This window comes from Saccharothrix saharensis, assembly GCF_006716745.1.
Taxonomy (GTDB): domain Bacteria; phylum Actinomycetota; class Actinomycetes; order Mycobacteriales; family Pseudonocardiaceae; genus Actinosynnema; species Actinosynnema saharense.
In genome coordinates this window covers 6,773,402-6,799,992 of the sequence record NZ_VFPP01000001.1, presented here as the reverse complement: position 1 = coordinate 6,799,992, position 26,591 = coordinate 6,773,402, and the positions used below count along the sequence as shown (strand labels likewise).

Annotated in this window: 20 protein-coding genes; 9 read left to right on the top strand and 11 right to left on the bottom strand. The window is 72.9% G+C overall.

Annotation, left to right across the window (positions count from 1 at the left end):
• Nucleotides 1-37: 37 nt before the first annotated feature.
• The 3 genes from pheT to fxsT all read right to left on the bottom strand — a co-directional run bounded on the left by pheT (nt 38) and on the right by fxsT (nt 6,074).
• Nucleotides 38-2,515 carry a phenylalanine--tRNA ligase subunit beta gene (pheT, locus tag FHX81_RS31065; protein WP_141981904.1) on the bottom strand — a complete coding sequence of 826 codons (2,478 nt, stop codon included), beginning with the start codon at nt 2,513-2,515 and terminating at the stop codon, nt 38-40.
• Between the two features lie 3 nt (nt 2,516-2,518).
• On the bottom strand, nt 2,519-3,586 hold the full coding sequence (gene pheS, locus FHX81_RS31060; protein WP_141981902.1) for a phenylalanine--tRNA ligase subunit alpha: 1,068 nt from the start codon (nt 3,584-3,586) through the stop codon (nt 2,519-2,521).
• A 148-nt stretch (nt 3,587-3,734) separates the two neighbouring features.
• Nucleotides 3,735-6,074, bottom strand: coding sequence for an FxSxx-COOH system tetratricopeptide repeat protein (gene fxsT / locus FHX81_RS31055; RefSeq protein WP_141981900.1), 2,340 nt, complete (start codon nt 6,072-6,074; stop codon nt 3,735-3,737).
• Between the two features lie 209 nt (nt 6,075-6,283).
• Here fxsT and FHX81_RS31050 point away from each other — a divergent pair, with 209 nt between their 5' ends.
• Entirely contained in the window at nt 6,284-8,038 is a 1,755-nt protein-coding gene (locus FHX81_RS31050) for an HSP90 family protein (protein WP_141981899.1), read from the top strand.
• On the top strand, nt 8,035-10,839 hold the full coding sequence (locus FHX81_RS31045) for a hypothetical protein (RefSeq protein ID WP_141981897.1): 2,805 nt from the start codon (nt 8,035-8,037) through the stop codon (nt 10,837-10,839). Before FHX81_RS31050 ends, FHX81_RS31045 begins: the two co-directional genes overlap by 4 nt.
• A 482-nt stretch (nt 10,840-11,321) precedes the next feature.
• Here FHX81_RS31045 and FHX81_RS31040 read toward each other — a convergent pair whose 3' ends face one another.
• The 4 genes from FHX81_RS31040 to infC form a co-directional block, all read right to left on the bottom strand.
• Complete coding sequence (locus FHX81_RS31040) at nt 11,322-12,170, bottom strand: TrmH family RNA methyltransferase (protein WP_141984228.1); 849 nt, start codon at nt 12,168-12,170, stop codon at nt 11,322-11,324.
• Nucleotides 12,167-12,556: a 50S ribosomal protein L20 gene (gene rplT, locus FHX81_RS31035; RefSeq protein ID WP_141981896.1), complete on the bottom strand. Its 390-nt coding sequence runs from the start codon at nt 12,554-12,556 to the stop codon at nt 12,167-12,169. The genes FHX81_RS31040 and rplT overlap by 4 nt, the downstream gene beginning before the upstream one ends.
• A gap of 95 nt (nt 12,557-12,651) precedes the next feature.
• Nucleotides 12,652-12,846 (bottom strand): 50S ribosomal protein L35, encoded by a 195-nt coding sequence (gene rpmI, locus FHX81_RS31030; protein WP_053722438.1) that lies wholly within the window; start codon nt 12,844-12,846, stop codon nt 12,652-12,654.
• Nucleotides 12,847-12,919: 73 nt separating this feature from the next.
• A complete protein-coding gene (gene infC / locus FHX81_RS31025) occupies nt 12,920-13,531 on the bottom strand; it encodes a translation initiation factor IF-3 (RefSeq protein WP_141981894.1) in 612 nt (203 codons plus the stop codon).
• 267 nt (nt 13,532-13,798) lie between these two features.
• Between infC and FHX81_RS31020 the strand changes: the two genes are divergently transcribed.
• Together FHX81_RS31020 and FHX81_RS31015 are read left to right on the top strand one after the other, a co-directional pair.
• A complete protein-coding gene (locus FHX81_RS31020; protein WP_053722440.1) occupies nt 13,799-14,149 on the top strand; it encodes a DUF1844 domain-containing protein in 351 nt (116 codons plus the stop codon).
• Nucleotides 14,150-14,355: 206 nt separating this feature from the next.
• On the top strand, nt 14,356-15,876 hold the full coding sequence (locus tag FHX81_RS31015; RefSeq protein WP_141981892.1) for a S8 family serine peptidase: 1,521 nt from the start codon (nt 14,356-14,358) through the stop codon (nt 15,874-15,876).
• Nucleotides 15,877-15,916: 40 nt separating this feature from the next.
• Here FHX81_RS31015 and FHX81_RS40850 read toward each other — a convergent pair whose 3' ends face one another.
• The gene (locus tag FHX81_RS40850) at nt 15,917-16,513 is read right to left on the bottom strand and encodes a hypothetical protein (RefSeq protein ID WP_170232234.1); all 597 of its coding nucleotides are present in this window, start codon (nt 16,511-16,513) and stop codon (nt 15,917-15,919) included.
• Nucleotides 16,514-16,610: 97 nt separating this feature from the next.
• Here FHX81_RS40850 and FHX81_RS42675 point away from each other — a divergent pair, with 97 nt between their 5' ends.
• Both FHX81_RS42675 and FHX81_RS31000 read left to right on the top strand, forming a co-directional pair.
• Nucleotides 16,611-18,902: an ATP-binding protein gene (locus tag FHX81_RS42675; RefSeq protein ID WP_281291788.1), complete on the top strand. Its 2,292-nt coding sequence runs from the start codon at nt 16,611-16,613 to the stop codon at nt 18,900-18,902.
• Nucleotides 18,903-19,054: 152 nt separating this feature from the next.
• On the top strand, nt 19,055-20,047 hold the full coding sequence (locus tag FHX81_RS31000; RefSeq protein ID WP_141981888.1) for a pentapeptide repeat-containing protein: 993 nt from the start codon (nt 19,055-19,057) through the stop codon (nt 20,045-20,047).
• A 3-nt stretch (nt 20,048-20,050) separates the two neighbouring features.
• On the opposite strand, the gene FHX81_RS30995 is transcribed toward FHX81_RS31000, so the two are convergent.
• Genes FHX81_RS30995 through FHX81_RS30985 form a run of 3 tightly spaced genes read right to left on the bottom strand, consistent with a single transcriptional unit; the run spans nt 20,051 to nt 22,193 of the window.
• A complete protein-coding gene (locus tag FHX81_RS30995; protein WP_141981887.1) occupies nt 20,051-20,434 on the bottom strand; it encodes a RidA family protein in 384 nt (127 codons plus the stop codon).
• 44 nt (nt 20,435-20,478) lie between these two features.
• Nucleotides 20,479-21,228: an IclR family transcriptional regulator gene (locus tag FHX81_RS30990; RefSeq protein ID WP_141981885.1), complete on the bottom strand. Its 750-nt coding sequence runs from the start codon at nt 21,226-21,228 to the stop codon at nt 20,479-20,481.
• On the bottom strand, nt 21,225-22,193 hold the full coding sequence (locus FHX81_RS30985; RefSeq protein WP_141981883.1) for a sugar kinase: 969 nt from the start codon (nt 22,191-22,193) through the stop codon (nt 21,225-21,227). The genes FHX81_RS30990 and FHX81_RS30985 overlap by 4 nt, the downstream gene beginning before the upstream one ends.
• A 135-nt stretch (nt 22,194-22,328) precedes the next feature.
• Here FHX81_RS30985 and FHX81_RS30980 point away from each other — a divergent pair, with 135 nt between their 5' ends.
• From FHX81_RS30980 to FHX81_RS30970, 3 genes are read left to right on the top strand one after another with little or no spacing between them, the layout of a single operon-like run.
• Complete coding sequence (locus tag FHX81_RS30980; RefSeq protein ID WP_141981881.1) at nt 22,329-23,582, top strand: amino acid deaminase; 1,254 nt, start codon at nt 22,329-22,331, stop codon at nt 23,580-23,582.
• 13 nt (nt 23,583-23,595) lie between these two features.
• Complete coding sequence (locus FHX81_RS30975) at nt 23,596-25,185, top strand: N-acyl-D-amino-acid deacylase family protein (protein ID WP_141981879.1); 1,590 nt, start codon at nt 23,596-23,598, stop codon at nt 25,183-25,185.
• Nucleotides 25,182-26,576 (top strand): GntP family permease, encoded by a 1,395-nt coding sequence (locus FHX81_RS30970; protein WP_141981877.1) that lies wholly within the window; start codon nt 25,182-25,184, stop codon nt 26,574-26,576. The genes FHX81_RS30975 and FHX81_RS30970 overlap by 4 nt, the downstream gene beginning before the upstream one ends.
• The last annotated feature ends 15 nt before the right edge of the window (nt 26,577-26,591 follow it).

The following is a 26,591-nucleotide window of genomic DNA, read 5'->3' as shown; positions in this document are numbered from 1 at the left end:
AACCTGGACCCGCACCAGTGCGGGTCCAGGCCTCGCGTCAGCCTCTCAGCACGGCGCCGAAGCGCTCCGCCGCGGCGGCCACGGCCGCGTCCCGCGCCGCCGTCGCCTCCTCCACCGTCAACGTGCGGTCCGGCGCCCGGAACCGCAGCGAGTACGCCAGCGACCGCTTGCCCTCGCCGACCTGGTCGCCGGTGTAGACGTCGAACAGCCGGATGTCCTCCAGCAACGCCCCACCGCCGCCGCGCAGCACCCGCGCCACCTGCTCGGCGGGCACGGCCGCGGGCACGACCACGGCCACGTCCAGCAGCACCGGCGGGTACGCCGACACCACCGGCGCGGGCCGGTGATCGGTCAGCGGCAACGCGTCGAGGTCCAGCTCCAGCGCCACGGTCCGCTTCGGCAACCCCAGCGCCTCCACGACCTTGGGGTGCAGCTCGCCCGCGTGACCCACGGGCCAGTCGCCGACGCGCAGCTCCGCGCACCGACCGGGGTGCCACGGCGCGAGGTCGGAGGCGACCACGGTCAGCTCCACGCCGTAGGCCTGGCCGACCAGTCGCGCGGCCTGCACCGCGTCCGCCCAGTCCGCCTGCCTGCCCTTGCCCCACCAGCCCGCCTGCTCGCGGTGGCCCGCCAGCACGGCCGCCACGTGCACCGGCTGCTGCGGCAGCGCCGCCAGCAACGACGCCACCTGCGCGTCCGACGGCCGCTCGCCCACGCCCACCTCGGGCACCGGCACCTGCTGCGTGCGCGGCAACGTCACCTGCGCGACGGTGTAGACCGCGAGGTCCTTCTGGCCGCGCGCCAGGTTCCGCTGCACCGCTTCCAGCAGGCCCGGGACCAGCGTGGTGGCCAGCGCGTGCTTGTCCGACTCCAACGGGTTCAGCACGCTCACCGTGTTGCGCCGCACGTCGCCCTCGGGCAGGCCGAGCGCGTCGAACACCGACGGCGCGACGAACGGGAACGGCTTGACCTCGACGAAACCGTTCTCCGCCAAGGCGCGCGACACCGTGCGGCGACGGCGCTGCTGCTCGGTCAACCCGCGACCGGCGGGAGCGGGCGGCAGCGTGGACGGGATCGTGTCGTAGCCCTCCAGCCGCAGCACCTCCTCCACCAGGTCCGCGGGCTGGGTCAGGTCCGCGCGCCACGTCGGCGGCACCGCGGTGACCATGGTGGTGCCGTCGTCGCCCGTGGTGACCTCGACCTGGCAGCCGATCTGGCCGAGCCGGCGCGCGGTCACGCCGCGGGCGTAGTTCACCCCGGCGACCCGGTCGGGCAGGTTGATCGGCATCGACACCGGCAACGGCTGCGCGGGCGCGCCCACGTCGGTGCGGCCGGGCTTGATGCTGCCGTCGCCGAACATGTCCAGCAGCCGGGCGGCGCGCTCCAGCGCGACCGGCGCGAGCGCCGGGTCGACCGTGCGCTCGAACCGCTTCGCCGCCTCGCTGGGCAGCTTGTGCCGGCGGACCGTGCGGGCGATGGACGCCGGGTCCCAGTTCGCCGCCTCCAGCAGGATGTCCGAGCTGGCCGCCGACACCTCGGTGCTCGCGCCGCCCATCACGCCGGCCAGCGAGATCACGCCCGTGTCGTCGGCGATCACGATGTCGTCCGGGTCCAGCGCGCGGACCTGGTCGTCCAGCGTGGTCAGCTTCTCGCCGGCCGCCGCGCGCCGCACCACCAGGCCGCCCTTGACCGCCTGAGCGTCGAACGCGTGCAGCGGCTGGCCCAGCTCCAGCATCACGTAGTTGGTGACGTCCACCGGCAGCGAGATCGACCGGATGCCCGCCAGCATCAACCTGCGGCGCATCCACCACGGCGTGGGCGCGGTCGGGTCGACACCGCTGACGCGCCGGGCCACGAACCGCGGGCACGCCCGCTCGTCCTCGACCGTGACGGGGATGACCTCGCCCTCGCCCTCGGGCACCTCGGCCGTGCCGGGGTCGCGGTAGGGCACGTCGAACGCGCACGCGATCTCCCGGGCCAGGCCGCGCACGGAGAACGCGTAGCCGCGGTCGGGGGTCGGCGCGACCTCGATCACCGTGTCGCCCAGGCCGAGCAGCTCGATCGCGTCGTCACCGGGCTGCGCCGTGCCGCTGGGCAGCACCATGATCCCGGAGTGGTCGTCGCCCAGGCCCAGCTCGGCGGCCGAGCAGATCATGCCGTTGCTGGTCCGGCCGTAGGTCTTGCGCGCGGAGATGGTGAAGTCGCCGGGCAGCACCGCGCCGGGCAGCGCCACCACGACCGTGTCGCCCTCCCGGAAGTTCGTCGCGCCGCAGACGATGCCGTTGACCTGCTCCGGGCCGACCTCGACCTGGCAGTAGCGGATCGGCTTCTTGAACTCGGTCAGCTCCTCGATCTCGACCACGCGGCCCGCGACGAGCGGCCCCGTGACCGAGTCGAGCTCGTGGACGTCCTCGACCTCGATGCCGATCCGGACGAACGCCTCGGCGAGCTGCTCGGGCGTGGGCGTCTCGGCGAACTCGAGGTTCTCGACCAGCCAGGTAACCGGAATGCGCACCGGTCAGGCCTCCGTTCCGAATGGCTGGGTGAAGCGGACATCGCCTTCGACCATGTCCCGCATGTCGGGCAGGCCGTTGCGGAACTGCAGCGTGCGCTCCAGGCCCATGCCGAACGCGAACCCGGAGTACACGTCCGGGTCCACGCCGCAGTTGCGCAGCACGTTGGGGTTGACCATGCCGCAGCCGCCCCACTCGACCCAGCCCGCGCCGCCCTTGCGCTCCGGGAACCACACGTCCACCTCGGCGGACGGCTCGGTGAACGGGAAGAAGCTCGGCCGCAGGCGGGTCTTGGAGTCCTCGCCGAACATGGCGCGGGCGAACGCGTCGAGCGTGCCCTTGAGGTGCGCCATGGTCAGGCCCTTGTCCACGGCCAGGCCCTCGACCTGGTGGAAGACCGGGGTGTGGGTGGCGTCCAGCTCGTCGGTGCGGAACGTGCGGCCGGGGCACACCACGTAGACGGGCGGCTCGCGGTCCAGCAGCGTGCGCGCCTGCACCGGGCTGGTGTGCGTGCGCAGGACCAGACCGGAGTCGGCGGGGCCCACGTAGAACGTGTCCTGCATGGTGCGCGCCGGGTGGTCCTTGCCGAAGTTCAACGCGTCGAAGTTGAACCACTCGGTCTCCAGCTCCGGGCCCTCGGCGACCTCGTAGCCCATGGCCACGAACACGTCGGCGATGCGTTCGGCCAGGGTGGAGATGGGGTGGCGGGCGCCACGCGGCACCCGGTCCCACGGCAGCGTGACGTCGACCGTCTCCTCGCGCAGCACCCGTTCGTCGCGCTCGGCCTGCAGCCGGGCGCGGCGCTCCTCGAACGCGACCTTGACCGCGTTCTGCGCCTCGTTCACCCGCTTGCCCGCCTCCGCCTTCGCGGCGGGCGGCAACGCGCCGATCTCGCGGCGGGCCAGCAGGACCGGCGAGCGGTCACCCAGGTGGCTCGACTTCACGGCGGCGAGCTCGTCGAGGTCGGCCGCCTTCGCGAACGCCTCCCGAGCCTGCTCGACCGCCGCGCCGAGCGCCTCGGGTGAGAGCGCCGCGACCTGCTTGGGGTCGTACGGGTCGTTGGCTCCGGACATGGTTGGTGGACAGCTCCCGTCACGGACAACTGGTGGTCAGCCCTCCGCACGGCATGCGGAGTAGCGGCTCGATCCTAGGTGATCCCCCCTCCACCACCCCCACCGCCGTCCGACCAGGTGTTCCCCACCTGTTCGAGTGAACGCGGAGCTAGGCGGGGGTGTCCGTGGCGCGGATCTCGGCGGCCCGTTCGAACAACGGCCGCGCCTCATCGGCACGTCCCAGCTCAATCAGCAGGTCGGCGACCGCGTCGAGGTCGTCGGCCACCTCGACGTGATCGGGCCCGTACGTCGCCTCGTCGATGGAGAGGACCCTCCTCATCGACCACAGCGCCTCTTCCAGCCGCCCGAGGTCGCGCAATACCGCACCCAGACCGGCCAGGTCGGCGGCCACTTCTACGTGATCGGGCCCGTAAACCGCCTCGTCCATGGCCAATGCGCGTTCGAACACCGCGATGGCCTCCTCCGGCCGTCCGAGGTCTCGCAACGCCAAACCCAGGTGGACGAGGGCCGTAGCCACCTCCGGGTCGTCGGGTCCCAGCACCGCCTCTTCGATGGCCAGCGCCCGCTCCACCAGAGGCAACGCCTCTTCCGGTCGCCCGATCTTGCGCAACACCCAAGCCAGGGCGCCGAGGTCGACCGCCACCTCCAGGCTGTCCGGCCCGCACACCACCTCATCGATGGCCAAGGCCCGCTCGAACGCCGACCGGGCCTCGGCCAGCTCGCCAAGGCCGTCCAACACCAAACCGAGGCTATTGCACAGACGGGCGATCACGGGGGCGTCGGCTCCATGCACCACCTCCGCGATCGCGTGCGCTTGCTCGAGCAGTGGCCGGGCTTGAGCAGAACGGCCGTAGGTCCAGAGGAAGATCGCGGCGCGGTCGAGCAACAGCGGCACGAACTCGGTGATCCTGCGCTCGTCCGCGCGGACGTCGTCGCGAACCGCCAGGACGTGCGGCAGCAGCGCCCTCCACCTGGGCCACTCCTCCGGCCTCCGGATGATGGCCCAGGGCAGGTCCTCGACCAGCAGTTCCTGCACCGGCGGAGGTTGGGAGACGTGCCGGGCGCGCAATGCCTGCTGCAACAGCCGGTGGGCAATGGTGATCTCCCCCGACCCGCGCCGGACCAGGGACTGCCCCACCAACGCGCCGACCGTCTCGGCGAACGCGATCGGGTCGGTCACCACCTCCGCCAGGGGCGAGGGCAGGACGCCGGGGTGGCCGCTGAACAGGTCCAGCGGCACCGGCTCAGGTGCCAGCCAGGCGAGCAGGTGCAGCAGTTGGACCGCTGCCGGGTCCTCCTCCGCCAACGCCGCCAGCGACAGGTCCCACAACGTCGCCAGGGTCTCCTCACGGTCCGCGACCTTCCCGCGCCCGATCATCTTCGCGGTGTGCTCCCGCAGCAGCACCAGGTACTCGGGCACGGTCAGCCCGGTCGCCTCCAGGTAGGCCGACGCCTGCTCGATCGCCAACGGCAGGTCGCCCAGCCACTCGGCCAACTCCTCGACGTCGGTGGCCGCGGGCACCCTGCGCCGCACCAGCGCCATGCTCTCGGCGCGGTCGAGCACGTCGACGTCCAGCACCTCGCCGAGCCCGCCGAACCCGCTGCGCCGAGTCGTGACCAGCACGCGTCCCGCACCTCTGGGCAGGAAGTCGCGCAGGGCCGCGGCGTCCTCCGCGTTGTCGAACACCAGCAGGGACCGCCGGTCCCGCAGCGCGTCCAGCGCCGCCTCCGGACCTTCGACCCCCAACCTGGTGCCCAACTCGGTCAAGTGCCCCGGAATGGCGGCAGGCTGCTCCGCGGGCACCCACCACACGACGTCGAAGTCCGCGGCGTACCGGTGCGCGAACTCGATCGCCAGCTGCGACTTACCGACCCCGCCCATCCCCCGGATCGAGTGCACGGTCACCGTCCCCGGCGCGCGCAGCGCCTCCCGTAATCGGGCCAGCGACTCGGCCCGGCCGGTGAAGTTCGGGTTGCGGGCGGGCACGTTCCACACCGCGGGCAGCGCGCCGGGGAACCGCCGTTCCACCGGCACCGCCCGTCCCGGGAACCCCGGCGGCCGGGAAGGCTTCAACCGGCCGTCCACCGCACCCCGAACGGCCCGGTGCAGCCGTTCCCGGGCATCGGCCTCCGGCACCCCGAACAGGTCGACCGACACCACCGACCCCAACAACCCCGGCCGTTCGCAGTCCTCCACGCGCAGCACCAGCAGCTTGTGCTGCTTTCCCAGAGGGTCGTCGCGCCACGCCACCTGCCACTCCGCCGCCCCGTACACCGACGACGTGTAAGAACCCGACAGCACCGCGATCGTCCGCGAAGCGCCCCGCACGCCCTCGTGCATGCCGTCGACCCAGTTGCTGCCCGGCACCATGTCCCACGCCTGCACCAGCACCCGGTACCCGGCCTCTTCCAGCTCCCAGGCCACCCACTCGGCCCAGGCGCGGTCGTCCTGGGTGTAGGAGACGAAGAAGTCCCACCCGTCCGGCACCGGACACCACCTCTCACCGTCCGTGGTGACATCGTGCCGGAACCGCCATCCGCAACCGCGCGAACCGGAATTGTCGGTGGGCCGTGACAGTCTTGGCGACGCGAGCAGGACCCCGGCGGGCGATCAGCGGAAAACCGGGTCACAAGCCGCAGGCACGCCCTTAGAATCGTCCCTCCCCCGTGACCTGACCCGAGGTGAACTCCAGTCCCATGGCACACACCTTCGGTGTCGACCTGCGCGGGATCATCGACCTGCTCAGCCACCACCTCTACAGCAGCCCTCGCGTGTACGCGCGCGAACTGCTGCAGAACGCGGTGGACGCGATCACCGCCCGCCGCGCGCTGCAACCGGACGCGCCGGGCGAGGTCGTGATCGAGCCGGTCGGGTCCTCCGGCGGCACCTTCCGCATCTCCGACACCGGCCTCGGCCTCACCGAGCGCGAGGTGCACGACCTGCTGTCCACCCTCGGCCGCACGTCCAAGCGCGACGACCTGGGCTTCGCCCGCCAGGGCTTCCTCGGCCAGTTCGGCGTCGGCCTGCTGTCGGCGTTCCTGGTCGCCGACCGCATCCGGCTCGTCAGCCGCTCGGTCAAGGGCGGGCCGGCCGTGCGGTGGACGGCCGACGCGGCGGGCAACTACGAGGTCGAGGTCGACGACGACGCCCGCGCCGACGTCGGCACGACCATCGAGCTGGTGCCGCACCGCGACTCCGAGCACTGGCTCGAGCACGAGGTGGTCAAGGCGCTGGTCACCGAGTACGGCGAGCTGCTGCCCGTCACGGTGCGGGTGGGCGACGAGGTCGTCACGCACGGCGACCTGCCGTGGGTCGAGGACGCGCTGTCCTACGGCGAGCGGGTGCTCGGCGTGCGGCCGTTCGACGCGATCCCGGTCGAGGTGCCGACGGTCGGCCTGCGCGGCGTGGCCTACGTGCTGCCGCGCGGCGTGCACCCCGGCGCGCGCCAGTCCCACCGCGTCTACCTGAAGCGGATGCTCGTCGGCGACGCGATCGAGGGCCTGCTGCCGGAGTGGGCGTACTTCGTGCGGTGCGTGGTCGACTCGACGTCGTTGCGGCCGACTGCGAGCCGCGAGTCGCTCTACCAGGACGAGACGCTGCTGGCCGTGCGCGAGGAGCTGGGCCGCCAGGTCCGCGACTGGCTGGTCCGGCTCGACGCGACCGACCCCGACCGCACCCGGGCCCTGCTCGACGCGCACCACCTGGGCATCAAGTCGCTGGCCCGGGTGGACGACGAGATGCTGCGGCTGGTCGAGCGGTGGCTGCCGTTCGAGACCACCGACGGCCCGCAGTCGCTGCGCCAGTTCCGCCGCAAGCACGGCGTCATCGCGCACGTGCCGGACGTGGACGAGTTCCGCCAGCTCGCGCCGGTCGCGCACGCCCAGGGCATGGGCCTGGTCAACGCGGGCTACGCCTACGACGCGGAGATCATGGAACGGCTGATCGCCCTGGACGGCCCCACGACCGCCCGCCGCGTCGCGCCGAGCGAGGTGCTGGCCGCGCTGGGCGACCCGGACCCGGAGCTGGAGCGCGCGTTGCGCGAGCGGTTCACGCTGGCCGAGGACGTGCTGGAGCGGCACGACTGCGAGGCCGTGCCGCGCGACTTCGACCCCGGCTCGCTGCCCGCCCTGCTGGTCACCAACGCCGACGCCGAGCGCAAGCGCGACGCGCAGCAGGTCGGCGAGCAGGCCGACCCGCTGTGGGCGGAACTGCTGGGCAGCCTGGTCGAGTCGACGTCGGACGCGGCGCAGCGGCTCGTGCTCAACTGCCGCAACCCGCTGGTGCGTCGGCTGGCCCAGCTGACCGACCCGGCGCTGGTGGAGCTGACCGTGGAGTCGCTGTACGTGCACGCCCTGCTGCAGGCACGGCGTCCGATGCGCCCGAAGGACACCGCGGCGCTGAACCGTTCGTTCCTGGAACTGCTGGACCGCGCTGTGGGGGATCACCCGTGAACGAGGAGAAGGAAGCCGCCGAGCGGCAGTTCGTCGAGGCCTACCACCTGCCGGAGGGCATGCCGCGGCACGAGGCGCTGGAACGCGCGGCCCGCGCCGCCGACGCCCTCGACCACCTGCCACTGGCGGTGAGCTGCCGGATCGCGCTGATCCGCTCCGCCTACGACCTGGGCCGCTACGACCTGATGCTGGCGCCGTTCGCCTGGTGCGGCACGGCCGAGCAGCGCGACGCCACCGCGTTCGACGAGTGGGAGCTGCACAGCTACGACTGGGCGCACAAGTGGATCGTCAGCGGCCTGATCGCCGACCCCCGGTTCACGCTGGAGCAGATCGGGTCGTTCGTCGACCAGCTCGCCGAGCGCTACCAGCGGCTGGGGTACTCGATGCAGCCGGTGCACGGCGTGCGCGCCGACCTGGCCGCGCACGTCGGTGACGACGACGCGTACCGCGAGCACTTCGCGAAGTACCTGGCGATGGACCGCGGCCCGATGAGCGACTGCGAGGCGTGCGTCGTCGAGGAGCAGGCCGGTCACCTGATCCGGCAGGGCAGGCACGCCGAGGCGGTCGCGCACGCCGAGCAGCAGCTCGCGCAGGACACGGGCTGCGCGACCCAGCCGCAGGGCATCCTGACCACGTTGACGCCCGCGTTCGTCGCGCTCGGCGACGTGGACCGGGCGCGGGAGGCGCACGTCGTGGCGTACCGGCTGGTGCGCGACGACCTGGTCAGCGGCTACCTGGACGACCACCTGGAGTTCTGCGCGACGTCGGGCAACGTGCGGCGCGGCGTGGAGCTGCTGCGCGGCCACCTGCACCGGGTGCACCACTCGACCAGTCCGTCCCGGGCCATGCACTTCGCCGCGGGCGCGGCGCTGCTGCTCAGCCGGGTGTCGCCGGACGAGGAGTTCGCCGTGCCGCGGGACGGGCGGACGACCGTGCTGTCCGCGCCGGAGCTGCGTGAGCTGCTCGAAGCGCAGGCGCTGGAGGTCGCGGCCCGGTTCGACCGGCGCAACGGCAGTGACGCGGTGAGCACCCGGATCCGGGCGACGCTGGCCGCGCCGGACACGACCCCCGTGCCGCTGGCCGTGCCGGTCGCGTCCTCGTCCCCGGCGGTGCCCGCGGTCGACGAGGAGCCGGTGGAGGTGGCCGACCCGGTCGAGCTGGCGCGGCAGCTGTGCGACGCGTTCGACCAGGGCGAGTTCATCGTCGGCATGCGGCTGCTGCGGTCGTTGCCGGAGGACCTGGACCCGTTGCTGCCGGAGTCGCTGGGCGCGCTGGTCGCGGCACGGCGGGCGATCGCGGGTGGGCACGTGCGGCCGAAGGAGGAGGTGCTGGCCGAGCTGGACGCGGCGGTCGAGCGGCTGGTGGCGTGCGGCGAGCACGACCTGGCCAACCGGTTCCGGGCGCGGGGCGCGGGGCTGCGCGCCGAGGAGGGCGGTTCGGCGGAGAGCACGGCGATCGCGCGCACGTGCCTGGCCGAGGCGGACGTCACCGGCACCCCGTACACGCGGGTGCTGACCAGGCTGCTGCTGGCGGACCTGCTCGCGGACGCGGACGAGACCGACGAGCACGGCGCGTTGACGGCGGAGGCGCTGGACCTGGCCCGCGCCGAGGCGCCGGGGCTGGTGGCGCGGGCGCGCTGCGACCGTGCCCAGTACCTGGCCACCACCGGGCAGCTGGACGAGGCGCACGCCGAGGTGGTGGACCTCCTGTCGGGCGCGCAGTCGGCTTCCGTGCGGTTCGACGCGCTGCGCCTGCTGCTGAAGATCCAGACCGTGCGCGGTGACGAGGAGGCGGTGCGGACGGCGGCCGGGTTCGTCGACGCGTTCAGCACGCCGCGCGGCCCGTGGACGGCCGAGACGCACCGGCAGCGGGTGGCGTCGGTCGAACGGCTCGGCCTGGAGGCCGAGCACCTGGCGGAGCTGCGTGACGCGGTGAGCGCCGGGCACGAGGTGGGCGTGCCGGACGACGTGGCCAAGGCCTGCTACGCCCTGGCCGGGGGCTACCTGAAGGCGGGCCGGTTCGTGGAGGCCGCCGAAGCCCTGGAGGAAGCCGTCCGCGTGATCGAGGGCGGCGAGGTCGACCCGGACGTCGTCGTCCCCGTGCGCTACCGCTTGGGCCAGGTCTGCGCCCGCCTGGACGAGACCGAGGCCGCCCGCCGGCACCTGGAAGTGGCCCTGGGCCTCGTCCCCGCCGACGAGCCGTGGCGCCGGGCCATGGTCCTCGACGTTCTGGCCGGCGTCCTGCGCCGCCTCGACCTCCCCCTCGAAGCCGCCTCCGCCTACCAAGGCGCCGCGGCCGCGTGGCAGGAGGTCGACGAACCGGCCGAGGCCGCCGGCTCCCTGGTCGAAGCCGCCGCCGCCCTGCCGAACGAGGAGTCGGCCGAGTGCGCCACCACCCTGACCGAAGCGGAACACCTGCTGCCGTCGGTGGACGACCCCGACCACCGCACCCACCTGACCGCGAGGATCGCCGCGATCCGCGCGTTCCTGCACATCCAGGCCGGCGAGCACGCCGCGGCCATCGAGCAGAACGGTGTCGCCGAAGAGCTGGCCGCCCGACTGGGTGACCTGGACTGGCAGACGTTCCTGGTGGTCCGCGGGGCGCGGTTCCTGCTGGACTCCGGCGACCCGACCAACGCCGAAGCCGAAGCCCGCCGTGCCGGCACCCTGATCACCGACGAAACCCCACCCCAGATCCTCGGCGACACCGCGAACGTCCTCGAAGAAGCCCTCCGCAGCCAGTCCAAACCGACCTCGAGCGACCCCCTGCTCCGCGCCCTGACCGCTCGCCTGGAAGCCTGACGAAGCGGCGTGCTGACCACTAAAACACCAGGTCAGCACGCCGCCACTCACCATCGCCACATGTCAACCATGATCACCACATCGAGCGAACCCATGTCCCACCGAGAACCAGATCGAACCTCGCGCGTCGCCTAGGACAAGCAAGGAGGCCGGCCAAGGCACCACACCACCCAGCACCCCCGCCCCGCCCCGGACTCCAGCTCAGACTCGCGCCCCAGACCTCCAGGTCCCCCGGCCCCGCCACACTCTCCGGCCGCAGCTTCCCGATCGCCCGGCCCACACCCCGCAACCTGCCAGCCGCAGGCCGGTCACCACGCAGCCACCGGACCAGCCACAGGCCGGCAGCCTCCAGGCAGATCACCACCGGCCAGCCTCCGGGCACACCAGCCCCACCGGCAGCTTCGGTCCCGCCGGGGGCGTCGGTCCCGCCGGCAGTGGGATCGGTGAGCACGAGGCCACCGACCACCAGCCGCCGGCCGCCCTCAGACCCGCTGGGCTCGAGCCGAAGCGTAAAGACACACCGCCGCCGCCGTCGCCAAGTTGAGGCTCTCCGCCCCGCCGTAGATCGGCACCTTCAACGCGGCGTCCAACCCGGCCACGACGTCGTCCGGCAACCCGTGCGCCTCACTGCCGAACACCCACCCCGTCGGCACCGCCAGGTCCCCGCGCAAGTCGGCCGTCACCAGGTCCTCGGGCGCGTACCCGTCCGCCGCGACCAACCGCAGCCCCGCCTCCCGGCACGCCGCGAACGCCTCCCCCGCGTCCCGCACCCGCGCGATCGGCAAGTGGAACACGCTGCCCGTCGACGCCCGCACGCACTTGCCGTTGTGCGGGTCGACCGCGTCACCCGCGAAGATCACCGCGTCGGCACCCGCCGCGTCCGCCACGCGCACGACCGTGCCCGCGTTGCCGGGGTCCGCCACCCCGTGCAGCACGGCCACCAGCCGCACGCCCGGCGTGAGCGCGGCCGTCAGCGGCACGTCGACCAGCGAGCACACGGCGACCAGGCCCTGCGGCGTCACGGTCTCCGACAGCGCCGCGGCGGCCTTGTCGGTCACGGTGCTCAGCGGCACGCCGGCGTCGACGGCCGCGGCGACGAGGGCGTCGTTGCGGGTGGCGGCGTCGGCGGTGAGGAAGAGTTCGTGCACCCGGCCGCGGCCGGCGGCGGCCCAGGCCAGGGCTTCGCGCACGGCTTGCGCGCCTTCGGCCAGGAAGCGCTCGGCGCGGTCGCGGCCGGAGCGCCTGGTCAGCCGCCTAGCGGCAACGACCCGGGGAGTCCGTTCGGTGAACGGAGCTTCCCCGGGTCGTGGTGCGCGATTGTCCGCGCTCAGGCCTTGTCCTCGACGGGCGCGTTGACGTCGTTCGGCAGGGCGGCGCGAGCGGCCTCGACCAGCGCGGTGAACGCGCCGGCGTCGCTGACGGCCAGCTCGGCGAGGATCTTGCGGTCGACCTCGATGCCGGCGAGCCGCAGACCCTGGATGAAGCGGTTGTACGTCATGCCGTTGGCGCGGACACCGGCGTTGATGCGCTGGATCCACAGCTTCCGGAAGTCACCCTTGCGGGCGCGACGGTCCCGGTAGGCGTAGTTGAGCGAGTGGAGCACCTGCTCCTTGGCCTTGCGGTACAGCCTCGAACGCTGGCCGCGGTAGCCGCTGGCGAGCTCAAGGGTGGTACGGCGCTTCTTCTGGGCGTTCACTGCCCTTTTGACGCGTGCCACGGGTCCATCCTGTCGATCTCGTGGGGCCGGTGGGGGCCGACCCCGGTGTTCAAAGGGGTGAAGGTCTGGTGCTCAGGCGCTCGGAGGCCGAGCGCTCAGAGGCCGAGCAGCTTCTTCAGCCGCGGCACGTCGTTCTTCGCGACCTCGGTCGTGCCGGAGAGGCGCCGCGTCAGCTTGCTGGACTTCTTCTCCAGCAGGTGGCGCTTGCCGGCCTTCTCGCGGACGAGCTTGCCGCTGCCGGTGACCTTCACGCGCTTGGAGGTCCCGCTGTGGCTCTTGTTCTTGGGCATTTCCGTCCTCAGTCTCGTGCAGCCACCGGGGTTGGGGGCGGCCATGCTTGCTCCCGGCCCGGAGGCCGGGAGATCACTCCTCGACAGACTCCGACTCAGCCGGCGCCTCGTCGGCGCTGTCGTGCTTGATCGGTCGGGTCTTCGTGGTCTTGTGCGGGGCCAGCACCATGATCATGTTGCGGCCGTCCTGCTTCGGGTTGGACTCGACGAACCCCAGCTCCGCGACGTCCTCGGCGAGCCTCTGCAGCAGGCGGTAACCCAGCTCCGGCCGGGACTGCTCACGGCCCCGGAACATGATGGTCACCTTGACCTTGTTCCCGTGCGACAGGAAGCGGGCCACGTGGCCCTTCTTCGTCATGTAGTCGTGCGGGTCGATCTTCGGCCGGAGCTTCTGCTCCTTGATGACCGTGAGCTGCTGGTTGCGGCGAGACTCGCGGGCCTTCTGCGCGCTCTCGTACTTGAACTTGCCGTAGTCCATGAGCTTGCAGACCGGCGGCCGAGCCTGCGCGGCGACCTCGACGAGGTCGAGATCCGATTCCTGGGCGAGTCGGAGCGCGTCCTCGATGCGAACGATCCCGACCTGCTCGCCGTTCGGCCCGACCAGACGAACCTCGGGCACGCGGATGCGGTCGTTGATGCGCGGCTCGGTGCTCGCGGGAGCACCTCGGTTCGAGGGACTTGTCATTCACGTCCTTTGTGACTCGTTGTGCGCCAAAGACAAGAGGCCTCACACCTGCCCGGTGTGAGGCCCGCTTCCGACCGATCGCACAACGAAGGGCGCAGTCCACCCCTCGAGGGACCGGACCCGGCCACCTGCTCGAAGCGGCAGACTCGGGTGGGAGCGGGGCTCCACTTGCCGTCCCCACAGGTGCGGGGACTGGTCGCGCGGAGAATAGTAGCAGATGGCCTTGTCAACCCCCGAATCGGCGACCGGTCCGGTGTGGTTGCGAGAATGGCTCCCGTGACCGACCTGCCTTCGAACAACGTCCGCGACCTGTCCGATGTTCCCAGCGTCGAGGTGATCAGCAAGGCGGCGATCATGCTGCTGTCCTCCGCCGCCGAACGCCTGGGACTGGCCGACGAGGACCCCGAGCACAGCCCCCGCCGCGACCTCGACGAGGCGCGCCGCCTGATCACCGCGCTGGCCGGCCTCGTGACGGCGTCGGCCGAGTACCTGGGCCCGCACGCGGGTCCGCTGCGCGAGGGGTTGCAGTCGGTGCAGCGGGCGTTCCGCGAGGCGTCGGCGTACCCGGACGAGCCGGGCCAGGGTCCGGGCGAGAAGTACACCGGCCCCGTGTACTGAGCGTTGATTTCAGGGGTCCTGGACGTGGGGCTCTCGAGACCTGAGCGTACGACTCCCGGGGTTTGGGCGTTGTCCCGCCGGTAGGACACGCGGGGCCGAATGCGCGCGGCACGGGTTGTGGACGTGGGGCCGGGGGGCGTGCCAGGGTCGGAGGGGTTCGCGCGAACTCTTGATCTTCTTCGACACCTGCACGAGGAGAACCCGACATGGGAGAGTTCCGCGCGCCCTGGGCCCGCTTGGCTTCGGTGGTCGGCGCGTCGGTGGCGCTGGCGGCCTGGACGGTGACACCGGCGGGAGCCGCTGAGGCGTCGATCCGCGACGCCTCCGGTCCGGCGGCCGTTCCGGGCAGTTACATCGTGGTGCTGGAGGACGGCGTCGGCGCGGAGGGTCCGGCCGCGGCGGTCGGCGCCCGCGTCACGCACCGGTACCGGTCGGCGTTGAACGGTTTCGCGGCGACGATGAGCGAACGGGCGGCGAAGCGGTTGGCGGCCGACCCGGCGGTGGCGTACGTGGCCCAGGACCAGCGGTTCAGCGTGCTGGCCGACCAGCCGAACCCGCCGTCGTGGGGCTTGGACCGGGTCGACCAGCGCGACCTGCCCCTCAACGCGAACTACCGCTACGCCACCGCGGCGGGCAACGTGCACGCCTACATCATCGACACCGGCATCCGGACGTCGCACGGGGACTTCGGTGGTCGGGCGAGCTTCGACGTCAACACGACAGGTGATGGCACGGACACGGACTGCAACGGTCACGGCACGCACGTGGCGGGCACCGTCGGTGGCGCTGCGCACGGTGTGGCCAAGGGCGTGCGGCTGCACGGCGTGAAGGTGCTCACGTGCTCGGGTTCGGGCACGCTCGCGGGCGTCCTGGCCGGTGTGGACTGGGTCACGGCGAACGCGCAGAAGCCGGCGGTGGCGAACATGAGCCTGGGCGGTGGCGCGAACGACACGCTCGACGAGGCTGTGCGCCGGTCGATCGCGTCGGGTGTCACGTACGCGGTCGCGTCCGGCAACTCGAACGTCGACGCCTGTGCCTTCTCCCCCGCCCGGGTGGCGGAGGCGATCACGGTCAACGCGACGGACAGCGCGGACGGCCGGGCGGCGTTCTCGAACTGGGGCACCTGCACGGACGTGTTCGCGCCGGGTGTGAACATCACGTCGGCGTGGCACACGAGCGATGGCGCGACGGACACGATCAGCGGGACGTCGATGGCGTCCCCGCACGTCGCGGGGGCCGCGGCGCTGCACCTGGCGGACAACCCGGGTGCGTCGCCGCAGCAGGTGCGGGACGCGCTGGCGGCGGCGGCCACGCCGAACCGGGTGGGCAACCCGGGCACGGGTTCGCCGAACGCGCTGCTGTTCACCAACGCCGGTCCGCCGCCGCAGCCGGGTGGGGACACCCTGGTGCGGGGGGAGAGCCTGCGGGCGGGGCAGAGCAAGGTGTCGCCGGACGGCCGGTTCACGCTGGTGATGCAGGGTGACGGCAACCTGGTGCTGTACACGGCGGCGGGCCAGGCGCTGTGGCACACCTACACGAACGGCAGGGGCGCGACGCACGTGATCCTGCAGGAGGACGGCAACCTGGTGCTGTACACGGCGGCCGGTCAGCCGCTGTGGCACACGCACACGTACGGCACGGCGGCCAACCGGTTGGTCGTGCAGAACGACTCGAACCTGGTGCTCTACGGCCCGGCGGGCGCGGTGTACTGGCACCGGATGGCGTGATCACGCGGCCGTGGCACCCGGGTCCGTCGGGGCCCGGGTGTCACGGCCGGACACCGCTGGCGCGCAGCCTTCGGGCGGCCAGCGCGCGGATGACCTCGGGGTCCTGGCGCCGCCAGCCCTCGACCGGGTCGCCGGGGAACGCGGCCAGGTCGCGCAGGGAGAGCGTGTTCAGGGCGTGCAGGGCGAGCAGGTCGAGGCGGCCCTGGTCGCGCAGCCGTCGGGCGACGGCCGCGCGGCGGGCGAACCGCAGCCGCAGTGGCAGCCAGGTGATCAGCGCGAACGCCAGCGGGATGGCGATCAGGGCGATGGTGAGCCACAGCGCGGTGGACTCGACGGCGGTGACCTGGGCCTGGCCCGCGTCGGTGAGGGTGCCGCCGGCGGCCCGGCCGCGTTCGAGCGCGTCGGCGAGCTTCCCGCCGACCAGGGGCACGTCGCGGGCTTTGGCGGCGGCGTCGCCGAAGGTGTCGGTGAGGTTCCGGCCGGCGGTGGACAGGCCGTCGCCGGGTGCGCGCAGGGCGCGGACCGCGTCGCCGACCGCGGTGGCGACCTTCACCCAGAACCACGTCCAGGCGACGGCGAGCAGGTCGGCCAGGACTTGCCACACGAGCCGGGGCGGGCGATCCGCGTACCACTTCATGGTGTGTGGTCTTACCACCTCGGCGTTACCGGAAACGGACGTGACGGTCGTCGCGAGCCGTGCCCACCTCCGGTGGCACTACTGTCGAAGCGTGGGGATGACGTTCGGTGAGCTGCTGCGTGCGCACCGGCTGCGGGTGCGGTTGACGCAGGAGGAGCTGGCGGAGGGTTCCGGGGTCAGCGTGCGGGCGATCAGCGACATGGAGCGCGGTCGCGCGAAGGGGCCCCAGCGGCGCACGGTGGAGGCGCTGGCGGGTGTGCTGTCGTTGGCGGAGCAGGAGATCCGCGAGTTGTTGGACGCGGCGAAGGAGGGTCGGGTGCGGCGGGTGCCGTCGCCCGTGACGCCGTCGGCGTTGCCGCCGGACGTGGTGGACCTGACCGGTCGCGAGGGTGAGCTGGCCGCGTTGGCGGCGGTGGCGGAGCGGACGCGGACGACGTCGGTGGTGGTGGTGCACGGTCCGCCGGGTGCGGGGAAGACGGCGTTGGCGGTGCGGGCCGCGTATCGGTTGGCGTCTCGTTTCGCGGACGGGTGCTTCTTCTTCAACCTGCGCGGGATGGACGTGCGTCCGGTGCACCCGTCGGAGGTGGTGCACCGGATGTTGTCGGCGTTGGGCGTGCCGGAGAAGGAGATCCCGGCGGGTGAGGCGGAGCGGTCGGACCTGTACCGGGCGCGGTTGCGGGAGCGGTCGACGTTGTTGGTGCTGGACAACGCGTCGGACGAGGCGCAGGTGCGGCCGTTGTTGGCGACGGGGTCGGGGTCGTTGGTGCTGGTGACGTCGCGGTTGGTGCTGGGCGGGTTGGAGGCGGGCCTGCGGTTGGGGTTGGACGTGCTGGGGCCGGGTGAGTCGTTCGACCTGCTGGGTGCAATCGCGGGGCGGGCGCGGGTGGGCGCGGAGCCGGTGGCGACGGCGCGGGTGGCGACGTTGTGCGGGCACCTGCCGCTGGCGCTGCGGATCGCGGGCAACCGGCTGGCGAGTCGTCCGAAGTGGACGATCGGGCACCTGGCCGGGCAGCTGGTGGACGAGCGGCGCCGGTTGTCCGCGTTGACGGCGGGTGACCTGCAGGTGCGGACGGCGTTCGAGATGTCGTACCGGCAGCTGGGCGGCAAGGCGGCGGCGTTGTTCCGCCGGTTGTCGTTGGTGCCGGGCGCGGACTTCGGGCCGGAGGTGGCCGCGGTGCTGGCGGACCTGGACCGGTTCGCGGCCGAGGACACGTTGGAGGAGCTGGTGGACATGAGCCTGCTCGACACCGCGGAGGTGCCGGGCCGGTACGTGTTCCACGACCTGATCCGGGTGTTCGCGGGTGAGCGGTTGGCCGACGAGGAGCCGGCGCCCGTGGTGGGTCGGGCGCGGCGGCGGGTGGTGGACTGGTTGCTGGGCACGGCGGTGGCGGCGGCCGGGTTCTTCGGGCCGGACGCGCGGACCACGCCGTCGGGGTCGTTGCGGGGTCAGGAGGACGCGGACGCGTGGCTGACCGCGGAGGCGGGGAACTGGCTGGGCGCGTTGCGGTGGGCGGCGGCGAACGGGTTGCACGCGGAGGTGGTGCGGCTGGCCACGGCGATGCACTGGTACTCCGACCAGCGGGGGCGGGCGGAGACGTGGGCGGAGGTGTTCACGGCGGGGGTGGCGGCGGCGCGGGCGTTGGGCAGCGTGCGGGACGAGGCCGTGCAGTTGAACTTCCTGACGTGGACGTTGTCGGTGTTGCTGCGCCGGTACCCGGAGGCGTTGGCGTTGTACGACGAGGCGTGGCGCGCGTCGGTGGCCGCGGGTGACGTGGTCGAGCAGGGTTGGGCGGTGCACTACCGGTCGGTGTCGGAGTTGCGCACCGGGCGGTTGGAGGAGGCGCAGGTCAGCGCGCGGCGGGCGCAGGAGCTGTTCCGGCTGGCCGGGTTCGGGCTGGGTGAGCAGATCTCGTTGTCGTGCCTGGCGCTGGTGCTCGACGGGTTGGCGCGGCACGAGGACGCGGTGCGGGTGCACCGGGAGCTGCTGGCGAACGTGCGGTCGGGGAGGTTGGAGCTGGCGCCGGTGATGGCGACGGAGATGTCGGCGACGTTGCTGGTGCGCACGGCGGGCAGCCTGGGCCGGTTGGCGCGGTGGCCGGAGGTGCTGGCGGCGGTGGACGAGGCGTTGGAGCTGCTGCGGGTGACGACCGCGCCGTCGAGCCTGTGCGACGCGCTGTACCTGCGGGGGGTGGCGCTGCACGAGCTGGGTGACGCGGAGGGGGCGCGGGCGGAGCTGGTGCGGGCGGCGGCGGTGGCCGAGGAGCACCGGCACCCGCGGTTGGCGGTGGTGCTGGGTGCGTTGGCCGACGTGCACGAGGCCCTGGGCGACCCGGTCGAGGCTGGGGTGTCCCGCGACCGGGCCGCGGCCGTGGAGTCAGCCGATCGGTGATGCGTTCCTAGCCATCGCCGGGTCCTTCCCTACGTGCTTTCGGGGGTGCCTCCAGTCAATCGCGCGCACGCGTCCGGCACCACGCAGAACAACCGGCAGAAGTACACGAGGTCACCCGTTCGGTACCTGCGGCGGCCGGCACTGTGGTCCGCATGAGGGATGTCCACCCCGCCTGGTCGCGCAAGCGCGAGACCGCGGAGCGGAGCAAGAGGGCGCGGCGGGTCGCACGGCGGGTCCTGCTCGCACTGGCCCTGCTCGCGCTGGCGGTGGCGCTCGCGCCGCCGGGTGTCGTGCTGCTGAGGCACGTCGCCGAAGGGCTGGCGGCGTTCCTGGGTGCGAAGACGAGCCGGGGCCGTGACCTGGCGGCCTTGGTGGTGGCGGCCTCGGTCGTGGGTGTGCTGCTGTGGCTGGCCGCCCGGCGCTTCCGGGAACCCGCGGCGAGCGGTGGGCGGAGGTCCGCCTGGACGTCGATGTCGGTGTCGGAGCGGACGTCGCTGATCACCTCGGTGACCGCGGTCGTGGCGCTGATCGTCACCGCGTTGTCCGTGCGGGCCACCCTCGAGCAGGTCGAGCTGTCCGCGCGGGGCCAGGTGAACGACCGGTACGACAAGGCGTTGGGGCAGTTGGCGTCGGACAAGCCGGAGGTGCGGGTCGGCGGTGTGCCGGCGCTGGAACGGGTGGTCGCGGACGCGCCCGACGAGGTCGGGGTGGTGGCCGGGCTGATCGCGGCCTTCATCCGGTCGAACGCACCCCGGCGGGACCGGCCCTGCGCTTCGGCCGACGACGTGCGGGTGGCGGTGTCGGCGCTCAGCCGGTTGACGATCTACCACGGCGCGCCCGGGCTCGACCTGCGGAACTCCTGCTTGTCCGGTGCCTCGTGGCACATGGTGTACCTGGCGGGCGCCGACCTGAGCGGAGCGGACCTGGGGGGCGCGCGGTTCTCGAACGCCGAGCTGCGCTACGCGCGGTTCGTCGGCGCGAACCTCGACGGGGCCGTGTTCGCGGAGAGTTCGCTCGCCCACGCGGACCTGAGCGGCGCCAGTCTGCGCGGCGCCGACCTGACGGGCACCGACCTGATCGGCGCGGTCCTGGGCGGGGCGGACGTGGCGCAGGCGAGGCTGCCCGCGAACGCCCCGGCTCCGTGACGGCTACTCGACGACGGCGAGGGCGTCGATCTCGACCAGCAACTTGTCGGGCAGGCCGACGTAGACGGTGGTGCGCGCGGGGAACGGGGCTTCGGTGACGAACTCGCCGTAGGCGGCGTTCATCTCGGCGAAGTGGGCGGTGTCGGTGAGGTAGACGCGCAGCATGACCACGTCGGCGAGGGACGCGCCGCCCGCCGCGAGCACGGCGAGGACGTTGCGCATGGCCTGCCGGGTCTGCTCGGCGACGGTGTCGCCGACGACGTCGCCGGTGGCGGGGTCGAACGCGACCTGGCCCGCCACCTGGAGGATCGGGCCCTTGCGGACGCCCTGGGAGAACGCGGCCACGGGGGTGGGCGCGTCGGGGGTCCTGATCTCGGTCTTCGCCATGGGGTGTGCGTGTCCTTCCTGGTGATCTTCGGTCGGTGGGTCGTTCAGTCGCGCGGCGTCCAGCCGCACTCGATCGAGGCCGCCCGCGCGGTGGCGAGCAGGTCGGGCAGGTGGCCGAGCAGGCCGTCGTAGTCGAGCAGCACCTTGGGCACGGACATCGACACGGCGGCGACGACCTCGCCGCGAGCGCCGCGGACGGGTGCGGCGATGCAGTGGATGAAGTCCTCGTGCTCGGCGTTGTCGACCGCGTACCCGGCGGTGCGGACGCGGTCGAGTTCGGCCAGGTAGGCGTCGGGTGTGGTGATGGTGTTCGCGGTGAGCGGCACGTAGTCGAGGGACCGGGCGACTTCGCGGCGGCGTGGTTCGGGCAGGTCGGACAGCAGCACCTTGGCGACGGCGGTGCAGTGCAGCGGCGCCCGTCTGCCGATGCGGGAGTACATCCGCATGGGGTGGGTGCTGTCGTACTTGTCGATGTAGATGACCTCGCCGGCCTCGTAGGACGCGAGGTGGACGGTGTAGCCGGTGCGGGCGTTGAGGTCGCGCAGGGCGTTCTCGGCGCTGCGGCGCACGTCGCGCTCCTCCAGGGCCCGGTTGGCCAGGTCGAACAGGGCGGTGCCGAGCCGGTAGTGGTGCACGCCCTCGCGCTGCACGAACCGGTGCGTTTCCAGCGTGCGCAGCAGCCTCATGGTGGTCGACTTGTGCACCGCGATGACGCCGGACAGCTCTTCCAGCGTCTTCGGTCCGGTGGCCAGTTCACCCACCAGGGTCAGCGCCCGGTCCAGGCTTTGGCTCATCGACGTCTCCTCAGGTGTGCGGCGGCCCACGTGCGGGAATCGGCGTCCAGCAGTGGCACGGTCACCGCGGGCGGCAGCGACTCGCCGACATCCTCCCTGGTGAGCAGCGCGGAGGCGGCTTGGAGGTGCCCGGCGCGCAGCCGGCGCGCCGGTGGGTCGCCCGCCAGGTGCGCGGCGAGGTAGCCGGCGGCGAAGGCGTCACCGGCGCCGACGGGTTCCACCACGTCGACCCGCAGTCCGGGCTGGAACGCGGTCTCGCCGCCTTCGACCACGGTCGCGCCGCGCGCGCCGTGCTTGACCACGAGCGTCGTCGGGCCGGGCAGCAGCGCCCGCAGGTCCGCCGGGTCGCCCACGCCCCACACGGCCTGCGCCTCGTCGGAGCCGGCGAGCACGATGTCGGCGGCGTCGGCGAGGTCGCGCAGCACGGACGGGTCGCGGTCGCGCCACAGCGCGGGCCGCCAGTTGAGGTCGAACGACACCGGCGCGGGGTGCGGCCGGCGCAGCACCGCGCGCAGCAGCTCCAGGCAGCTGTCCGACAGGGCGGCGGTGATGCCGCTGACGTGCACCAGCGCCACGTCGTCCCAGGGCAGCCGGTCCAGCGTGCCCGGGCCCATCGCGGCGGCCGCGGAGCCGTGCCGGTAGTAGCGCACGGGGCTGCCCGCGGCGTCGGCTTCCTTGACGTAGAGACCGGTGGGCCGGTCGGGGTCGACGCGCACGCCGGTGACGTCGACACCCGCGCCCCCCACCGCGTCGAGGACCGCGCCGCCGAACGCGTCGTCGCCGACGGCGCTCACCCAGCGGCTGCGCACGCCCAGCCGGGCCAGGTGGACGGCCACGTTGGACTCGGCGCCGCCGACGGCCCGGGTCCACGTGCGGGCCGCGCGCACCGGGCCGGGCTCGGCCGGCACCAGGACCGCCATGGTCTCGCCGAGGCACACCACGTCGCCGGGCAGGTCGAACCGCATGCGGACTCCTCGCTCGACGGGGCCGTCGCACCGGTGGTGTGGGCCGATTGACGGCTGGGCCACCGAATGTTACACACTTCAGCATCACATCGCGCAATAGCCGTTGCGTTATATGCAACGTGAGGAGCGACAGACGTGGACCTCGACGCTGTGGCCGCCATCCGCGACGAGCGGGTCGACTGGCGGTTCAAGGGCCTGCCCGCCGACGTGTCCGGCACGACGATCGGCGACGTGGCCGACCGCCGGCTCGACCTGTTCGCCGACGGGTTCGTCGGCCCGCTGGTCGTGCTGGACGCCGCCGCGCTGGAGCACAACCTCGCCACCATGGCCCGCTGGTGCGCCGACCGCGGCGTGCTGCTGGCGCCGCACGGCAAGACGACCATGGCCCCGCAGCTGTTCGCCCGCCAGTTGGCGCACGGCGCGTGGGGCATCACCGCGGCCAACACCAGCCAGTTGCGGGTCTACCGGGCGTTCGGGGTCACGCGGGTGCTGCTGGCCAACCAGCTCGTGGACCCGGCCGGGCTGCGGTGGCTGGCCCGGGAACTGGCCGCCGATGACACCTTCGAGTTCACCTGTTGGGTGGACTCCGTGGCGGGCGTGGCGCGGATGACCGAGGCGCTGGGCTCGGTCGAACGGCCGGTGGACGTGCTGGTCGAGCTCGGCGCGCGCGGCGGGCGGACCGGTGCGCGGGACCAGGCCACGGCGCTGGACGTGGCCCGTGCCGCCGCCGCGAGCCCCGCGTTGCGCCTGGTCGGCGTCGGCGGCTACGAGGGCGCGCTCGCGCACGACGCGTCACCCGCGGCCCGGTCCACTGTGGATTCCTACCTGGACTCGGTGCGGGAGTTGGCGATCGGGCTGCGCGACCTGTTCGCGGTGGACGAGCCGATCGTCACGGTCGGCGGCAGCGCGTACTTCGACCAGGTGGCCGCGAAGCTCACCGAACCGTGGCCGTTCCCGGTGCGGCCGGTGCTGCGCAGCGGCGCGTACATCACCCACGACGACGGGTTCTACCGCGGTATCTCGCCACTGGGCCGCACGCCCGGCGCGCAACCGTTCCGCAGCGCGCTGCGCGCCTGGGCGCAGGTCACCTCCAAGCCGCAACCCGACCTGGCGCTGCTGACGCTGGGCAAGCGCGACGCGTCGTTCGACGAGGGCCTGCCCGAGCCGCAGGTCGTGCGCGGCCGCGACGGCGTCGAGCGGCCGTTCCGGGCCGAGGTCACCGCGCTCAACGACCAGCACGCGTTCGTGCGGCTGTCCGACGACGACGTCGAGGTGGGCGACTGGCTCGGCCTCGGCCTGTCCCACCCGTGCACGGTGTTCGACAAGTGGCCGCTGATCCCGGTGGTCGAGGGCACCACCGTGGTCGACCTGGTCCGCACCTACTTCTAGAGAGGACCGGGACGTGGACATCGTCTTCAGGGGTGCACGGGTCGTCGACGGCACCGGCGCGCCCGCCTACCGCGCCGACGTGGGCGTGCGGGACGGGCGCGTCGCCGCGATCGGCGACCGGCTCGACGGCCGCCGGGTGGTCGAGGCCGACGGCCGGGTCCTCGCACCCGGTTTCATCGACATGCACTCCCACTCCGACCTCCAGCTGCTGGCCAACCCCGACCACCTCGCCAAGGTCTCGCAGGGCGTCACCACCGAGGTCCTCGGCCAGGACGGACTGTCCTACGCGCCCGTGGACGACGACGTGCTCGCCGTGCTGCGCGCCCAACTCGCCGGGTGGAACGACGACCCGCCCGGCTTCGACTGGGACTGGCGCAGCGTCGGCGGGTACCTCGACCGCCTGGACCGGGGCATCGCGGTCAACGCCGCCTACCTCGTGCCGCAGGGCACGCTGCGGATGCTGTGCGTCGGCTACGACGACCGGCCCGCCACCGACGCCGAACTGGACCGGATGCGGGAACTGCTGGCCCGGTCGCTGCGCGAAGGCGCCATGGGCATGTCGTCCGGCCTCACCTACACCCCCGGCATGTACGCCGACACCGCCGAGCTCACCGCGCTGTGCCGCGTGGTCGGCGAGCTCGGCGGGTTCTACAGCCCGCACCACCGCAGCTACGGCGCGGGCGCGCTGGAGGCGTACGCGGAGATGGTGCGCGTGTCGCGCGACTCCGGCTGCCCGCTGCACCTCGCGCACGCCACGATGAACTTCGAGGTCAACCGGGGCCGGGCGGGCGAGCTGCTGGACCTGCTCGACCGGGCCGTCGCCGACGGCGCGGACATCACCCTCGACACCTACCCGTACCTGCCCGGCGCCACCTACCTGTCGGCGCTGCTGCCGAGCTGGGCGGGCGAGGGCGGCCCGGCGGCGACGCTGGCCCGCCTGGCCGACCCGGCCACCCGCGAGCGCATCCGGGTCGAGATCGAGGAGACCGGCTCCGACGGCTGCCACGGCGTGCCCGTCGACTGGGACACCATCGAGGTCAACGGCGTGCGCGAGGCCGCGAACGCGCACCTGGTCGGCCTCTCGGTCGCCGAGTCCGCGCGCCGCGCCGGACGTCCGCCCGCCGAGCTGTACTTCGACGTCCTGCTCTCCGAGCGGCTGGGCACCTCGTGCCTGATGCACGTCGGCCACGAGGACAACGTCCGCGCGATCATGCGGCACCCCGCGCACACCGGCGGCAGCGACGGGCTGCTCGTCGGCGACCGGCCCCACCCCCGCGCGTGGGGCACGTTCCCCCGCTACCTCGCCCGGTACGTGCGCGACCTCGGCGTGCTGGGCCTGGAGGAGTGCGTCGCCCACCTGACCGGGCGGGCCGCGCGGCGGCTGCGGCTGGCCGACCGCGGGCTCGTGCGCGAGGGCTACGCCGCCGACCTCGTGCTGTTCGACCCCGACACCGTCGCCGACACCGCGACGTTCGACGAGCCGCGGCAGGCCGCCGCGGGCATCAGCCACGTCGTCGTCAACGGGATACCCGTCCTCGACGACGGCCGGCGCACCGACGCCCTGCCCGGCCACTCCCTGCGGAACCCCCGGAGCCACCCGTGATCGACTGGTTGCAGCACACCACCGGAGGCCTGCTGACGCTGTCCGCGCTCAGCATCGCCCTCCTCCTGGCGATGATCATCAGGTGGAAGGTCGAGCCGTTCATCGCGCTGCTGGTCGTCGGCCTGCTCGTCGCGCTGGCCGCCGGCCTGCCGGTGGAGACGCTGGTCGGCTCGGCGCAGAAAGCGTCGGAATCCCTGGTCGAGAAGGGCTTCGGCGGCATCCTCGGCCACGTCGCCGCGATCATCGGCCTGGGCACGCTGCTCGGCTCGATCCTGGAGGCCTCCGGCGGCGCGGAGGTGCTCACCCGGTCGCTGCTGCGGGCGTTCGGCGAGAACCGCGCCCCGCTGGCCATGGGCCTGGCCGGGTTGATCTTCGGCGTGCCGGTGTTCTTCGACATCGGCATCTTCGTGCTCGCGCCCCTCGTGTACGTGGCGGCGAAGCGCAGCGGCCGGTCGATCGTGCTCTACGCCATGCCGCTGCTGGCCGGCCTGTCGGTGATGCACGCGTTCATGCCGCCGCACCCCGGCCCCGTCGCGGCGGCCGGGATGCTCGGCGTCGAACTCGGCTGGATCATCGTCATGGCGCTGGCCGTGGCGATCCCGTCGTGGTTCATCGGCGGCGTGCTGTTCTCCGCCTGGATGGGCAAGCGGCTGCACGTGCCCGTGCCGGAGGAGATGCTGGCCGCCGCGGAGAAGATGCGCGGCGAGCAGACCAAGGGCGAGCCGCCGCTGTCGCTGGTGCTGGGCATCATCGCGGTGCCGCTGGTGCTGATCCTGGCGGGCACGTTCGGCAGCATCCTGCTGCCCAAGGGCTCCACGCTGCTCGGCGTGTTCACGTTCTTCGGCACGCCCGCGGTGGCGTTGACGATCGCCGTGCTGCTCGCGTTCTGGCTGCTCGGGTTCCGCCGCGGCATGAGCCGCGAGCAGGTGACCGAGCTGTCCGCCGCGTCGCTGCGGCCGGTCGCGATGATCCTGCTCGTGGTCGGCGCGGGCGGGTTCTTCGGCGCGGTGCTGTCCGCGACCGGCGTGGGCAAGGTGCTCGCCACGTCGCTGACCGACGTCGGGCTGCCGGTGATCGCGCTCGCGTACGTGATCAGCTGCGGCATGCGCATCGCGCAGGGCTCGGCCACGGTCGCGATCGTGACGACCACCGGCATCGTCGTGCCCGTCGTGGCCGACCTGGACTACTCGCAGCCGCAACTCGCGCTGCTGGTCATGTCCATCGCGGCCGGCTCGATCATCGCCTCCCACGTCAACGACGGCGGGTTCTGGATCGTGTCCCGCTACTTCGGTCTGTCGGTCAAGGAAACCCTCCAGACGTGGACCGTGCTGGAGACCATCCTGTCCGTGGTCGGCTTCGCCGTGGCCGCGCTGCTCAGCCTGGTGGTGTAGCCGGCGGCGCGCTCG